The organism is Enterobacter sp. DTU_2021_1002640_1_SI_PRY_ASU_LCPMC_013 (assembly GCF_032389435.1).
Lineage (GTDB): Bacteria > Pseudomonadota > Gammaproteobacteria > Enterobacterales > Enterobacteriaceae > Enterobacter > Enterobacter hormaechei_C.
Genome location: NZ_CP135594.1, coordinates 521,455 through 535,290 on the forward strand (window position 1 = coordinate 521,455; position 13,836 = coordinate 535,290).

General features: G+C 56.6%; 9 protein-coding genes. 2 read left to right on the forward strand and 7 right to left on the reverse strand.

Features of this window, described 5'->3' with window-relative positions; all coding sequences use genetic code 11:
* Window positions 1-128: 128 nt before the first annotated feature.
* The 3 genes from RS584_RS02515 to RS584_RS02525 are packed head-to-tail and all read right to left on the reverse strand — an operon-like array spanning window position 129 to window position 4,708.
* Window positions 129-701, reverse strand: a complete 573-nt coding sequence (locus tag RS584_RS02515; RefSeq protein ID WP_015572515.1) for a PTS sugar transporter subunit IIA — start codon at window positions 699-701, stop codon at window positions 129-131.
* 1 nt (window position 702) lies between these two features.
* Entirely contained in the window at window positions 703-3,300 is a 2,598-nt protein-coding gene (locus RS584_RS02520) for a glycoside hydrolase family 38 C-terminal domain-containing protein (protein ID WP_315748875.1), read from the reverse strand.
* Window positions 3,301-3,310: 10 nt separating this feature from the next.
* Window positions 3,311-4,708 (reverse strand): PTS fructose transporter subunit IIC, encoded by a 1,398-nt coding sequence (locus RS584_RS02525; protein ID WP_071842881.1) that lies wholly within the window; start codon window positions 4,706-4,708, stop codon window positions 3,311-3,313.
* Between the two features lie 179 nt (window positions 4,709-4,887).
* Between RS584_RS02525 and RS584_RS02530 the strand changes: the two genes are divergently transcribed.
* Window positions 4,888-5,547 (forward strand): MurR/RpiR family transcriptional regulator, encoded by a 660-nt coding sequence (locus RS584_RS02530; RefSeq protein WP_015572516.1) that lies wholly within the window; start codon window positions 4,888-4,890, stop codon window positions 5,545-5,547.
* A gap of 8 nt (window positions 5,548-5,555) precedes the next feature.
* Here the strand turns inward: RS584_RS02530 and RS584_RS02535 are convergent, their stop codons facing one another.
* The 4 genes from RS584_RS02535 to treR all read right to left on the reverse strand — a co-directional run bounded on the left by RS584_RS02535 (window position 5,556) and on the right by treR (window position 10,637).
* Entirely contained in the window at window positions 5,556-6,302 is a 747-nt protein-coding gene (locus RS584_RS02535) for an oligogalacturonate-specific porin KdgM family protein (protein ID WP_017694639.1), read from the reverse strand.
* Between the two features lie 134 nt (window positions 6,303-6,436).
* Window positions 6,437-8,092 carry an alpha,alpha-phosphotrehalase gene (gene treC / locus RS584_RS02540; protein ID WP_017383909.1) on the reverse strand — a complete coding sequence of 552 codons (1,656 nt, stop codon included), beginning with the start codon at window positions 8,090-8,092 and terminating at the stop codon, window positions 6,437-6,439.
* 51 nt (window positions 8,093-8,143) lie between these two features.
* Entirely contained in the window at window positions 8,144-9,562 is a 1,419-nt protein-coding gene (treB, locus tag RS584_RS02545; protein ID WP_315749906.1) for a PTS trehalose transporter subunit IIBC, read from the reverse strand.
* Between the two features lie 127 nt (window positions 9,563-9,689).
* Complete coding sequence (treR, locus tag RS584_RS02550; RefSeq protein WP_017383908.1) at window positions 9,690-10,637, reverse strand: trehalose operon repressor TreR; 948 nt, start codon at window positions 10,635-10,637, stop codon at window positions 9,690-9,692.
* 386 nt (window positions 10,638-11,023) lie between these two features.
* Here treR and mgtA point away from each other — a divergent pair, with 386 nt between their 5' ends.
* A complete protein-coding gene (gene mgtA / locus RS584_RS02555) occupies window positions 11,024-13,732 on the forward strand; it encodes a magnesium-translocating P-type ATPase (RefSeq protein ID WP_315748876.1) in 2,709 nt (902 codons plus the stop codon).
* The last annotated feature ends 104 nt before the right edge of the window (window positions 13,733-13,836 follow it).

Sequence of the window (13,836 nt, forward strand, 5' to 3'; positions counted from 1 at the left end):
GAACAAAGTAAAAAGACGAGAGTACAAACGGCGGGCGCTGGGGCAATTGTAAAGACTCGAAGGAAAAATCTGATTAATTATTCAACAAAAACAAGCGCTCAGCAGAGCCTGTGCTGAGCGCTGCTCGATTAACTCACCCCGCAGGCCCAGCTCAACCCTGCCTGCAAAAAGGCTACGGTAACGATGCAGCCCAGTACCAACGGGATGAGAAGAGAGCTTTCGGGGGCATCGTCCTGTTTTTGAGAACCTTCATTACTCAGCGCAGACATCGCCTCTTCCCGCGTACGCGCCGCCAGCAATTGCTCACGCACCCGCTCATCCGTGAGTCTGCTGGTCAGCGTCGTCAGCAGGTGCATATGCGTACTGCCTGCTTCCGCTGGCGGAATGGCGAGCAGGAAAACCATCCTCACCTCTTCATCACCTTCCAGCCCCGGCCAGCATATCGGATCGTCAAAGAGCGCCAGACAAAATGCCGCCTGTTGCACCGCCTCGGTTTTACCGTGCGGGACGGCGAGCGCTTCACCCAGCGCGGTAGGGCCTTCACTTTCACGTTGTAAAACGCTTTCGATAAATGCCTCTCGATCGTTGATGACCTTCCGCCTGGCGAGCGGCTCGGTGAGCCAACGGATCACTGCTTCCGGCGTACGTTGGGGCGGGTTGATAAACACCAGATCGGGATGCGTCAATGCCAGCAAGTTCATATTAAGCCTCAATCAAAAAATCGCAGGTTGCGGAGGGGAGGATCGCCGTTACCGGTTGCATCGGCTCTTCCAGATAGTTGATCTGCCGTAACACTGCCAGATTTTCCGGGACGGGAGCCGGTTGTGTCCCGGCGTTAAATACGCGTAAGACGGTGCCATGCAGCAGCTGCGCATGGGGCAGAGCGGAAAGGATGAGCGGCTCCGGCACGGTCAGTAGCGAGAACTCTGCCGGAAGCCTGCGCTCGGGCAGACGCAACGAAAAACGCTCAAGACGGTGATCGAGCGTGTGTAGCGTTTGCCGTTGGTAGGTGAAGGGCTGTCCAGCCGCCTGATTTTCCAGCTGGCGCAGCGTGAGGTGGTCGGCGTTGTCGGCCAGCGCGACGGTGAATGAAAAGCGCAACGGTTTCAGCAACTGGGCATCAGGAGTCTCAACCACCGTATTATTGATGCCGGAGGCCCGACCCGGTCGCCATTCGAGATCGCTGCGTCCGAGCACGCCCGTCGATTTAAACATCGTCAGGGCAATAGCAGCGGGTTCGCTGCCGATAACCTGAAATTCTTTCATGCCACGGCTAGTCACAACCAGCGCTTTACCCGGTTCCGTGACAGCGATAATGCCCTCGCTGGTTTCGATATCCACGGGCTTCTCGCGATAGCGTTCTTGCCAGTGTTCACCGTCATATCCCGTTTCGCGCTGGATGATTGCGAAGGGCTGTGAGGCGATAGCGTGACGGGTGTGAACATCGCTGCCGATCAGTAAACGTAGCCGGTGATCGCAGTGGCTGTTTTCCAGCGAAGCCTCGACATACAGATTCGGATCGTCGTGGCGTAATTCGCAGACCAGACGAATGGATAACGGCGTTCGGGCCGTATCCTGACGGCTGGCGAGATCCTGCGGAAGACGCATTGTGGCCTCGACGGTCAGCTTTTCGACAAGCGGCGTTTTTACGCCGTCGACGAGCGTAAAATGCGAACAGCGCGTCGGCGCGTCGCCCGCAAGCGGTGAGAAATCGTAGCTGTCGCCCGCGTCCACGCAGTCTTCAAAGGTAAAGAAAGAGGGGATACGTCTGCCGCTGCGTTTGTCATGCAGGGTAAGCGTTCCGGCATCCAGCGACAGTCGATAATGCGCATTCTCAATCTCGCTGCCCTTTATCTTTTCAGACGCCAGGAAAGGCGCAGGGTCTTCTTCAACGTTAACGGTGAGATAGCCGATCGGCGGCAGAACCGGTGTCTTTACCGCAACGTGCCAGCGGTAATAAGGGAGAAGGGGCGTCTCGCACTCGCCCTCGGCGGTAAGGGAGATCGCCGTTCCGCCGGGCAGAATGTCTCTTTCCAGGACGTCGAAAGGGATGGGCTGCCCCTGATGCGTCAGGGCGATATTATCCGCCCGGCTATACAGGGTGGTTATCACCACGCGCTGCGTTGGGGTAGCCAGCGAGTTAAAGATCAGCAGGTCGCCATCCTGAACGCAGGCGGCGGCCAGGGTTTTCACCACCAGATTCCACAGGCTATGGCACAGCTGTTCGGTTTGTTCCAGTCGATGCAGAATGTCGCGGTTGGTGGCATCGCTATTACAGCCGCCAATGGAATCGTGGGCATGGTTTCGCAACAGCTTTTTCCAGAGGGTGTCGACTACCGCGAGGTTGACCGGAATCCCCTGGTGACGCGCCATTGCGATTGTCGGCTCCAGCTGTCGCAGGATGAACTGTTCAACCTCATCGTTTTTCTTTTTGATGTCGTAGCGCACGGAGCCGATCGTTTTATGGATGCGGGTGTAGCGCGGCGATTTCAGCTCCCCTTCCAGGAGCTCAAACTGTTCACGCTGCGCGCGAAGGGTTTCTACATAACGCTCCAGAGAGCTGATGAAGTAACGGTCCTGATCCGGGGACTGTGCGCTGGCGACCTCCAGGATTTTCGGCAGCGCCGGGTCGATGCTGACCTGATCGCCGCCGCAGGGCAGGAGCAGGTCGTTTAGACCGGCCCGTGAACGCAAAAGTGTGGTCATCGGGTAGATTTTTCCCCGGAGATGGGAGGCTTCCGAACGCATGTTTTTAGCCGCGCCATAACCGAGCGCCATCGCACAGGCGATGACGGTCGCACCTGAGGGTGCGCGCCAGAGGAACTGGCTGCTTTTGGCGTGCCTGTCGTGATCGATACCGCGCCAGAAGACGATATTGTCGATATTGCAGCCCTGCAAGATCGTGGGCATTTGCGCATTGTGGCCAAAGGTATCCGGAAGATACCCAACCTGCATCGCATGCCCCAGCGTCCGGGCAGAAAAAATGCCGTACTTCAGGTTGCGGATAATCGATTCGCCATGCACGTTGTAGGTGTCCGTCTGGGTATACCATGGCCCTACGAAGATCCTTTTTTCTCTGACCAGCTTTTCCAGCCTGGCGCGATAATCAGGATTGATGGCGAGAAAGTCCTCCACTACCGCCATCTGTCCGTCAAGGTGATAGCAGGTGTAAGCGGAGTCCTGCTCCAGCGTGTTGATGACGTCCGCAAAATTATATGACGCCAGCACCATGCTGTCCTGACGGGTGAAATACCACTCCTGATCCCAGTGCGTATGGGCAATGACGTGGATCTGATTCATGGCGTTCCCCTTATCTGGCGTTCTTTGGGCTGACATAGAGCACGCCCAGGGCGCAAATCAGTGCGCCAATAAAGACGCTCGCCAGGTAACCCGCTACATTAGTCGCCAGCGGCCAGCCCCAGACGGCTGGCAGAGGCAGCGTCTGCTTCACGCCAAGGGTAATGGCGACCAGCGCGCCGGCGACGGCACCGGTCATGAATACCGGGATCAGACGTGGGTTTTTCAGGATGAACGGGATCGCGCCTTCGGAGATCCCAATCACGCCCAGCAACAACGAGGTGCTACCGACGGTTTTCTCTTCCTGGCTAAAGACATCCGGTAATCCAAAGCGGCCGTTGAGGAACGCAGCAAAGCCGACGCCAATGGAGGGGATCACGATGGAGAGTTCGCGGGCGGTTAAATCAAACGTCTCGCTCATGCCATTCAGGCCGAGCGCGACCGAGCCTGCCGCCTTGTTGACCGGACCGCCCAGGTCGAACGCGGTGCCCGCGGCAATCATCGCGGAATAGAACCCGCGCCCGGTGTCACCTGCCGAGGTAAAAAAGACCACCATCAGCTGGTTAAGCGAGCCAAAAATCGGGTTAATCAAATATTCCATGACCATCACCAGCGTAATGCCGGTGATCAGCGGGACGAGCAGCATGGTTTTAATGGTGGTGAGCTGCTGGCGGACGTGAATCGAATCATTGAGCCAGCGCACCAGATAGCCCACAAAAAAGCCGATACCAATGGCGCCGAAAAAGCCGGATGGCATAAAGCCTTCGATATCAAAGAAGCGCTTATAGACTTCGTCTGACATGATGCCGCCAATAAGACCGGGGATGAGTGCCGGTTTACCGGCAATGGAAAACGCCAGATACATCGCAAAAACGGGATACATGAACTTAATAGTCATAAAGCCCACTTTATCCAGCACGCTGAACGGCGAATGTTCGATGTTAATAAACTGCCCGGTTATTTTGGCCGTCGCCATCATCAGCCCGCCCATCACCACCACCGGCAGCATATAGCTGATGGCCGCCATAATATGGCCAATAAAAATCTGGTAAGCCGAACGCTGAAGATCGTCTTCTTGTGCGACAGTGGTGACGTTTTTTTCCTTTGCCAGCGCCTGACGCAGATAGCGATCGGTATGTTTGATCAGCTCTTGTGTGCGGGTTTGAAGGTGAGGAATGTTTTCAAAACGCTCGGCATCCTGAATGGGAACGTCGGTTGCCAGAATAATGGCCGTGGCGGAGGCGATATCCTGTTTTGTTAAGCGGTTTTTAACGCCGTCGCTGCCCTGCGTTTCGACCTTTACCTCGATATTGTGCTCGTTAGCCCATGCAATAATTTTATTCGCCGCCATAAAGGTGTGTGCGATACCTGTCGGGCAGGCCGTTACCGCGACAACTTTTTGTTTCGTCATTGTCATAATTCCCTGGATGTGAAAACAGGGGAAGTATAAAGAGAACCTAAAACAGTTTTTAATGTTTGCTAATACTAATTACGTATCGTGATACGCGTAAATGCAATGTGTGAAGCGCCTTCCAGAGACTATTTCTCTGTTGTGTTAATATCATCTCGGGATTAAACGGGGCGTAATAGATGAATTCATTCCAGGGAAGTGAACGTTTGATATTTGAATACATTCAGCATCATGCGTGTAATATTTCTAATATATCGGCAAAAGAGATTGCCCGTGATACCTTTACCACGACAACATCCGTTAATCGTGTATGTAAAAAAATGGGCTATAAAAGCTATACCGAGCTTCGGTACCGTTTTTTACGCGACCATTTTACACCTGCACCTGCTACACCCGACGTGGGGCCGCAGCCGGATGATATTGTGACAGACGTGTCCAGGTTGCTTACGCATTCCAGCCATATCTATCTTTACGCACGGGGAGCCTCGCTCACCAGCCTCAACTACCTGTCGCGCTTTTTGTCGCTGGCGAGCCTGCCGCACCTTATTTTGAATGACATGCACCAGTTGACACGCGTATCGAAGGGGACGCTGGTGTTGATCAGTAAATCCGGGGAGACGCAGTCGCTGATTGAAATGGCGCGTAACGCGCTGCGCAAAGGGTTGAAGATTATTGCGATTACCCGTCAGGGGTCGACACTGGCGTCGATCTCAACGCTATGCTGGCCGTTACCAATCGACATTAACGCGGTTTCGCTGTATCAGCGGGAAGGGCAGCTTGAACTGTTAAGCGCCGTGGACCGTATCGGCTGTAGGCTGCTACAGCACGATACGGTGTAGTCAGGCCGTCAGAGCTGCTTCACTATTCCCAGACGTACGGCATAATCATTTTCATGGTTGCCGTCATTATTGATGTACGTTTTATCCAGTGAAACCAGTTCGACGTATGGCGTCCAGCCATCGTCGAGCTTGTAGTTGAACGCGACGGTATGCTCCCAGTAGGTGTCATCCCCGGTTCCCTGATCGACGTTATCCTGCCAGCGGAAGCGCGGGTTATAGGACATACCGAATTTGCCGATGTTATACGCGAACCAAATGTCGAACTGGTGTGACTGGCGGCGAGTATAACCGCTGCCGTCGAGTTCTTTATCGCTGTGCGCGTCATTGACGGTGTTATAGCGGTAACGGGCGGAGAGATTCAGACCGTTATCGAAGGCTTTCCAGCCCTGAATGAAGGGGCGGTAATGCGTATTGCTGGCGGTGAAAACCGTCACCATGCCAGGCGCAACGGCGAAACCATTTCCCAGATCGAAACGCCAGCGCGTTTCGATTTCCTGTGCCGCTTCCGTTAACCCCTTGTCGTCGGGATTATATCTGTCGGTATCACCAAAAAACGTATCATTATGGTTTTGTGCGGCTTCAACGGAGAAGTAAAAACCGTTATTCGCCTGATGCATGACCTTAATGCGTGAATCATTTACGTCTGAGCGCGTATTATGACCAAAGCGAAGGTCGACGGACGTATTCCCGCACCATCCCTGTGTGCTCAATAATAATGCGCTAATACACGTTGCTTTAATAATTATCTTTTTCATAATATCCTGCCGAGGTTATTTAATTGGCAGGCTATTTTTATTTTGAGTGCGCCATATTGTAAAAGTTATCGTCGTACATTTAGCGTATCGCTAAACATAAAAAAAGAGATACAGCATGCTGTATCTCCTGAGGTTTATTCCTGCACCCACCAGATAGCTTCAAACGGGCGCAATAGCAACGTATCGGGTCGGAAGGCAACCTCGTCATAGTTGCTGAGTGCCACCCGCCATGCTCCCTCTACGGGGGCGGGCTGCCACTGCTGGCGCGCGTGGCTCAGGTTCGCCACCACCATCAGCGTTTGTCCCTGCCACTGGCGGCGGTAGCACCACAGGGAAGGGTGATCCGGAAGCAAATCTTCATAGTCTCCCCACGTCAGTACCGACAAGGTTTTGCGCAGGCGAATCAGCGACTGATAGGTGTAAAACACCGAATCGGGGTCGTCCAGCGCCGCGCGGGCGTTCACGGTTTCGTAGTTGTCGCAGACGCCAATCCACGGCTCGGCCTCGGTAAAGCCCGCATTATGCGAGGCGTCCCACTGCATCGGCGTGCGGCCATTATCGCGTGACTTACTCGCCAGAATCGCCAGTAGTTCATCCGTATCGCGACCGTTAGCCCGCTGTTCGGCGAACATGTTCAGGCTTTCCACGTCGCGGTAGTCGGTGATACGGCTGAAATGCGGGTTGGTCATACCCAGCTCTTCACCCTGGTAGATATACGGCGTGCCCTGCATCCCGTGCAGCACCATGCCGAGCATTTTCGCCGCCGCCACGCGGTGTTCCCCTTCGTCACCAAAGCGCGACACGATGCGCGGCTGGTCATGGTTACACCAGAACAGCGCGTTCCAGGCTTTGTTGTGCATCCCCTGCTGCCAGTGGCGGAAAAGGGTTTTTAGCGCCACAAAGTCCGGCTTCGCCTTCGTCCATTTTTCGCCGCCGGGGTAGTCTACCTTGAGGTGGTGGAAGTTAAAGGTCATCGACAGCTCGCGGCCGTCAAGAGACGCGTACTGTTGGCAGTTCTCCAGCGAGGTGGAGGACATCTCGCCCACCGTCATCAGATTACGCGGCGTAAAGACGTCGCGGCTCATCTCCTGAAGATATTCGTGGATGCGCGGCCCGTCAGTGTAGAAGCGGCGACCGTCGCCGAGGGTATCGTCCGGGAAATCCTGATCTTTTGAAATCAGGTTAATCACGTCCAGACGCAAGCCGTCCACGCCGCGATCGGCCCAGAACTCGCACACTTTTTTCAGCTCGGCGCGCACCGCCGGGTTTTCCCAGTTGAGATCCGCCTGCTCCGGTGCGAACAGGTGCAGATAATACTGCTCGCTTTCGGCGTGCCAGCGCCAGGCGTTGCCGCCAAATTTGGAGCGCCAGTTGTTGGGAAGCGTATCCGGCGTACCGTCGCGCCAGATATAGAACTGGCGGTACGGACTCGCTTTATCCAGCGACTCACGGAACCAGGCGTGCTGCGTGGACGTGTGGTTAAAGACCATATCCAGCACGATGCGGATGCCGCGTTCATGCGCCCGGGCAACCAGCTCGTCAAAGTCGTCCAGCGTGCCGTAGGTCGGATCGATGGCAGTGTAGTTCGCCACGTCGTAACCGTTATCCACCTGCGGGGAGATATAAAACGGCGTCAGCCAGATGGCGTCAATGCCGAGGGTTTTCAGGTAGTCCAGGCGCTGCGTTACGCCGCGCAGATCGCCCGTGCCGCTGCCGGTGGTGTCCTGGAAACTCTTTGGGTAAATCTGATAGATGACGCCGTTCTGCCACCAGTGAGGAAGGGTATTCATAGTACGTTCCTGCAAATGCGAAGGGGCGCAACTGCGCCCCGAAAGAGAGAATTAAACAATCTGCAACGTGCCCTGACGGAACTTACGCTGGTAAACCACAGTAGTCAGCGCCATTGGGATGATAATCGCCACCGCCATCGCCAGCGCAAATACCTGCCAGAACGCGGGCTGAATGGAGAGGATACCCGGCAGGCCGCCGACGCCAATCCCGTTCGCCATCACGCTGTTCAGGCCGCACAGCAAGCCCGCCAGGCCGGAGCCGATCATCGCGCAGAGCATCGGGAAGCGGTATTTCAGGTTGATACCGTACATCGCCGGTTCAGTGACGCCGAGGTAAGCGGAGATGGCAGCCGGAACGGAGATCTCTCGCTCGTTGTGCTTACGGCTGACGATGATGATGCCGGTTACCGCCGAGGCCTGCGCAATGTTAGACAGGGCGATGATCGGCCAGACAGGCGTACCGCCGAGGCTCTGGATCATCTGCATATCAATCGCCAGCGTGGTCTGGTGCACGCCGGTGATCACCAGCGGAGCGTAGAGGAAGCCAAACAGCGCGGCACCGATTGGCGCGAAGCTGCCGGTCATCAGGTGACGGACCGCGAAGGCCACGCCGTCGCCAATCATGCGGCCAAACGGACCGATAAAGGCGTGCGCCAGGAACACCGCCAGGATCAGCGAGCAGACCGGGACCACAACCAGATAGAGGTAATCCGGCACGATGCGCTTCAGGCGCGTCTCAATAAAGCCCAGCGCCAGGCCCGCCAGCAATGCCGGGATCACCTGCGCCTGATAGCCCACTTTGGCGATGGTAAACAGGCCAAAGTTCCACACCTCTGGCGTTTGCTGACCAATTAAGTAAGCGTTCATTAACTGCGGAGAGACCAGCGTCACGCCGAGCACGATACCGAGAATTGGCGTTCCGCCCATTTTGCGCACCGCGGACCAGCAGATCCCGACCGGCAGATAGAAGAAGATCGCTTCGCCAATCAGCCACAGGAAGTCATAGATGCTTTGCAGCGCCGGGTACATCTGCGCCAGGGTTTTGCCGTCGCTTATTGGCACATCGCCGATGACGTTACGGAAGCCCAGAATTAAGCCCCCGCTGATCAGCGCTGGCAGCAGCGGGAAGAAGATCTCCGCAAAATGGGAAATCAGCTGCTCATGCCATTTCATATTCTGGCGCGCGGCCTTCTTCGCCTGCTCTTTATCGGCGGAAGAGTGCCCGGTAGTCGCCAGCAGAGCCTGATAGTAATCGCCCACTTCGGTACCAATCACCACCTGAAACTGCCCGGCGTTGGTGAAGCAGCCTTTAACCATAGAAAGCTCTTCAATGGCCTTCGGGTTGGCTTTGGCCGGATCGTTAAGCACGAAGCGCAGGCGGGTAATGCAATGGCTGACGGTGGCGATGTTATCGCGTCCGCCGACCAGGACGATCAACTGATCGATATCTGTTTGTTTGACTTTACTCATCATGAAACCTCATGACAGATGGTGATAGGGGTTATGACCTGTGCGCAAGCCTACTCCTTCAACGTGACGGCGAAAATGGGAACGTTCCCGAAATCGGGCGAAGATCACAATAATCTATTCAAAAGAATTATGAGAGATGGGCTGGGATAACGATCTGACGGGGCTCGGTTCGCCCGGTAATCTGCTCGATCAGCTGCGCGGCAGCCTGCCGGCCAGACTCGGCGTAACCCGGATCAACGCTGATAATCTCCGGGTGTAAGAACTTCATCAGCGGCGTGCTTCCCACGCTCGCTAATTGCAGTTCCCCGATGCGCTGCTCCTGCAAATATTTGCTCGCACCCAATGCAAGGGTATCGGTGGCGCATACCAGGGCGGTGGTTTGTGACGTCAGCACGCTGGCGACCTGTTCATATCCCTGTTTCATACCCAGACCGGGCAGCGCGGCCACGGCGGGGAGATTGTGTTTTTTACAAAACGCCAGGTACGCTTCGTGGCGACGCTTGCCGGTGGTGATGTCGGCATGCGGCACGCCGAGATAGCTAATATGCCGATGGCCCTGTTCATACAGGCGCTGCATCAGGATCACGATCGCCCCTTCGTCATCGTAACAGACAGAGGCAAACCCGCTGGCGTCGCGCGCCAGCAGCACCAGTGACGGCTGCCAGGGTTTAAGCACGTCCTCTTTTAGGCCGGTAAATCCGAACAGCACCACCCCATCAATATTACGGCGCTGAAGCATGCCGAGATGCTCCTCCACCATTTGCGCGGAGAACTTGCTCTCCATCATGATCGGATCGTAGCCCTGCTCGTAGAACGCGGGCAGCATCGTCTGTACGGCGAGGTTTTCGGAGAGGGAATCCAGACGCGAGACAATAATGGCGACCACTTTATCGCTCTGCCCGCGCATGGCGCGCGCGGAGCGGGAAGGGGAAAAACCATGCTGATTCATCACCGCCTCGACGCGCTCGCGTGTGCGCTCGCTGACACCGCTTTCGTTGTTCAGCACGCGTGAGACAGTCGATTTCCCCACGCCGCTTAAACGCGCGATATCTTTAATCGTAAGGCGGTTCTGCATGCTGTATTCCCTGTAACAACGATAAAATAATCAATTGAGCCTAATGCTATCCTGCGAATTCGCTATGGGCAAAGTCTGGTTTACGTTCGGTTTATTTGCAGGGCGTTATAATACCGCCCGATTAGTCACAAACGGTATGGATAAATCACTATACTGCGTGCCGATACCCAACTTTTTACTTACCGGAGGCCACATGGATCCCGATCCCACACCTCTCCTGACCAGGAGAAAACCTTCTTTCCGGTAAGCCAGCCTTTTGCTGTCTCACCGGCGTGAGGCAGCAACGTTCATACGTTCCTGCTTGATAAATTAAGTGCCTGACAGGTACGGCTTTGCCACGCCTGCGGGAAAACTGCGTCCGCCTTTGCGGATGCGGGGGAATGACTATGCTGAAGAATATCACCCGGCAGCTGCAAGCGCTGCTGAGCCGTCACCTGCCACATCGCCTGATTGCGCGCGATCCGCTGCCAAATGCCAACACCATGGCGGGAGCGGCAATCCCCGCTTCCCTGACCGAGCGCTGCCTGAACGTGGCGGCGATGGATGAAAATGAAGTCTGGCGCGCCTTTGGCGGCCACCCGGAAGGGCTGAACGCGCAAGAAGTGTTAAAAATCCGCGCGGAACATGGCGATAACCAGATCCCGGCGCAGAAACCCTCTCCCTGGTGGGTCCACCTGTGGCTCTGCTACCGCAATCCGTTCAACCTGCTGCTGACGGTGCTCGGGATTATCTCTTACGCCACTGAAGATCTGTTTGCCGCAGGCGTGATTGCCCTGATGGTGGGCATCTCCACGCTGCTGAACTTTATTCAGGAAGCGCGCTCCACCAAAGCGGCGGACGCCCTGAAAGCGATGGTCAGCAACACCGCCACCGTGTCGCGCGTGATTAACGACCTCGGCGAAAACGCCTGGATTGAGCTTCCCATTGACCAGCTGGTGCCGGGCGATCTGGTGAAGCTGGCGGCGGGGGACATGATCCCGGCGGATTTACGCGTCATCCAGGCGCGGGATCTGTTCGTCGCGCAGGCGTCACTCACCGGTGAGTCCCTGCCCGTAGAGAAGGTAGCGCGGACCCGCGATCCGCAGCAGATGAACCCGCTGGAGTGCGACACCCTGTGCTTTATGGGCACCACGGTGGTTAGCGGCACCGCGCAGGCGATTGTCACCGCCACCGGCGGCAATACCTGGTTTGGACAGCTTGCCGGACGCGTCAGCGAGCAGGAGAGCGAGCCGAATGCGTTCCAGAAAGGCATTGGCCGCGTCAGCATGCTGCTGATCCGCTTTATGATGGTCATGACGCCGATTGTCCTGCTGATCAACGGCTACACCAAAGGCGACTGGTGGGAAGCGGCGCTGTTCGCGCTCTCCGTGGCCGTTGGCTTAACGCCGGAAATGCTGCCGATGATTGTCACCTCCACGCTGGCGCGCGGGGCGGTCAAACTCTCTAAACAAAAGGTGATCGTTAAACACCTCGACGCCATCCAGAACTTTGGCGCGATGGACATCCTTTGCACCGATAAAACCGGCACCCTGACGCAGGACAAAATCGTGCTGGAGAACCACACCGACATCGCCGGAAAAACCAGCGAGCGCGTGCTCCACAGCGCCTGGCTGAACAGCCACTATCAGACCGGGCTGAAAAACCTGCTCGACGTGGCGGTGCTGGAAGGGGTGGACGAGGAGTCTGCCCGCACGCTCTCCGGTCGCTGGCAGAAGGTGGATGAAATCCCGTTCGACTTTGAGCGCCGCCGCATGTCGGTGGTGGTCAGCGAGCAGGCGGACGTACATCAGCTGATCTGCAAAGGGGCATTGCAGGAGATCCTGAATGTTTCCACGCAGGTGCGCCATAACGGCGAGATCGTGCCGTTGGATGAGACCATGCTGCGCCGCATCAAACGCGTCACCGATAACCTGAACCGTCAGGGGCTGCGCGTGGTGGCAGTAGCCAGCAAGTTCCTGCCTGCGCGGGAAGGTGACTACCAGCGTATCGATGAATCCGATTTGATCCTCGAAGGTTACATCGCATTCCTCGATCCGCCGAAAGAGACCACCGCGCCGGCGCTAAAAGCGCTGAAAGCGAGCGGTATCACCGTGAAAATCCTCACCGGCGACAGCGAGCTGGTGGCGGCGAAAGTGTGCCACGAGGTGGGGCTGGACGCGGGTGATGTGGTGGTGGGGAGCGATATTGAACTTCTCTCCGATGACGAGCTGGCGAAGCTTGCCCAGCGTACCACGCTGTTTGCCCGCCTGACGCCGATGCATAAAGAGCGCATCGTCACTCTGCTGCGTCGCGAAGGGCACGTAGTGGGCTTTATGGGCGACGGCATCAACGATGCGCCAGCCCTGCGTGCGGCGGATATCGGTATCTCCGTGGACGGCGCGGTGGATATTGCCCGCGAAGCGGCGGATATCATTCTGCTGGAAAAGAGCCTGATGGTGCTGGAGGAGGGCGTCATCGAAGGGCGTCGCACCTTCGCCAATATGCTCAAATACATCAAAATGACCGCCAGCTCCAACTTCGGCAACGTCTTCAGCGTGCTGGTGGCGAGCGCGTTTCTGCCGTTTCTGCCGATGCTGCCGCTGCACCTGCTGATCCAGAACCTGATGTACGATGTCTCTCAGGTGGCGATCCCGTTTGATAACGTGGACGACGAGCAGATCCAGAAGCCGCAGCGCTGGAACCCCGCCGATCTGGGGCGCTTTATGCTGTTCTTTGGGCCGATCAGCTCTATCTTCGACATTCTGACCTTCTGCCTGATGTGGTTTGTGTTCCATGCGAATACGCCAGAACACCAGACGCTGTTCCAGTCCGGCTGGTTCGTGGTGGGACTGCTGTCTCAGACGCTGATTGTGCACATGATCCGCACCCGTCGCATTCCGTTTATCCAGAGCCGTGCCGCGTGGCCGCTGATTGTGATGACGGGCATTGTGATGGCGCTCGGGATCGCGCTGCCGTTCTCGCCGCTGGCAAGCTACCTGCAACTTCAGGCGCTGCCGCTGAGCTACTTCCCGTGGCTGGTGGCGATCCTCGCGGGCTACATGGTGCTGACGCAGATGGTGAAAGGGTTCTATGCGCGCCGGTATGGATGGCAGTAACGGCAAGCCCGGTGGCGCTGCGCTTACCGGGCCTACGATCCGAACGTAGGCCGGGTAAGGCGAAGCCGCCACCCGGCAGCTGGCTTTCCTCCCAAATTCAACAA

Excerpts from the sequence above, each read along its gene's own strand:
- mgtA (WP_315748876.1), top strand. The coding sequence starts at position 11,024 with ATGCTGAAGAATATCACCCGGCAGCTGCAAGCGCTGCTGAGCCGTCAC.
- RS584_RS02535 (WP_017694639.1), bottom strand. The coding sequence starts at position 6,302 with ATGAAAAAGATAATTATTAAAGCAACGTGTATTAGCGCATTATTATTG.
- treR (WP_017383908.1), bottom strand. The coding sequence starts at position 10,637 with ATGCAGAACCGCCTTACGATTAAAGATATCGCGCGTTTAAGCGGCGTG.
- treC (WP_017383909.1), bottom strand. The coding sequence starts at position 8,092 with ATGAATACCCTTCCTCACTGGTGGCAGAACGGCGTCATCTATCAGATT.
- treB (WP_315749906.1), bottom strand. The coding sequence starts at position 9,562 with ATGAGTAAAGTCAAACAAACAGATATCGATCAGTTGATCGTCCTGGTC.
- RS584_RS02525 (WP_071842881.1), bottom strand. The coding sequence starts at position 4,708 with ATGACGAAACAAAAAGTTGTCGCGGTAACGGCCTGCCCGACAGGTATC.
- RS584_RS02520 (WP_315748875.1), bottom strand. The coding sequence starts at position 3,300 with ATGAATCAGATCCACGTCATTGCCCATACGCACTGGGATCAGGAGTGG.
- RS584_RS02515 (WP_015572515.1), bottom strand. The coding sequence starts at position 701 with ATGAACTTGCTGGCATTGACGCATCCCGATCTGGTGTTTATCAACCCG.
- RS584_RS02530 (WP_015572516.1), top strand. The coding sequence starts at position 4,888 with ATGAATTCATTCCAGGGAAGTGAACGTTTGATATTTGAATACATTCAG.